Here is a 724-nt window from a genome sequence, read left to right as displayed (position 1 = left end):
CTCAACGAAGTCAGCGTGAATCAAGGCATTTGTTTATTCGAGAAGCAAAGAAGCTGTGCCAAAAAGAGTTTAAACGCTGGTTTATTCTTGCCGCGGATGTAAACCCATTGATGAAGTACTTCAAAGACAGAGAGTTACCCATACCGACATTGTATTTGATGGGTGATAGAGACTATATGTTCATCCAACCGGTGAAAGAGATGGTTGCAGCGCATAAGCTCAGTATCTTGCGTGAAATTCCAAACTGCGGTCATGTCTGCAATGTAGAGCGTCCTGAAGATTTTAACCAACACTCTATCGAATTTATAAAGCAACAAAGTATCGTCGCCTAGCCATCAATGTAGACACCTGAAATGCGAGAATAGGGGAACGATCATGGCTCCCCAATTTGATATCCACATTGCCAACACGCACCAAACTGTCCTTCGTTGTGTTCAAGACAATGAGGACATTGCCAGTCTTCATATATGTTGCTTTGTGACTGCTGCCTAAATGCTTCAATAATTGAGTGAGCTTTCAATTGTTGTTCTGGATCTAATAGCCAAACATAAGGATCAGTATCATCGCCAAAAGGAAGCTCACCTTTCAGACCAAAAAGTCCTTCGCCACGCACCTCACAGCATATATCTTCAGTTTTTAATAGTTCACATACGATGTGCGCTTCTGCTGGATTTTTCGCGATAAAGATTTTCATCAAATACTGCCATTTGGCTGAGTAGGGGTT

The 724-nt window shown here is 42.0% G+C and carries 2 protein-coding genes; one reads left to right on the top strand and one right to left on the bottom strand.

The window, feature by feature from the left end; genetic code table 11:
- Positions 1 to 332: alpha/beta hydrolase (locus R7R24_RS26750; RefSeq protein ID WP_318120123.1), on the top strand; the 332-nt coding region annotated here is incomplete at its 5' end.
- Positions 333 to 373: 41 nt separating this feature from the next.
- Here the strand turns inward: R7R24_RS26750 and R7R24_RS26745 are convergent.
- Complete coding sequence (locus R7R24_RS26745) at positions 374 to 694, bottom strand: putative signal transducing protein (protein WP_005483105.1); 321 nt, start codon at positions 692 to 694, stop codon at positions 374 to 376.
- Between the last annotated feature and the right edge of the window lie 30 nt (positions 695 to 724).

The organism is Vibrio sp. 704, assembly GCF_033339295.1.
This window is presented reverse-complemented; position numbering and strand designations above follow the sequence as displayed.

Bases quoted from the DNA above. Each gene is read 5' to 3' on its own strand.
- R7R24_RS26745 (WP_005483105.1), bottom strand. From the start codon at position 694: ATGAAAATCTTTATCGCGAAAAATCCAGCAGAAGCGCACATCGTATGT.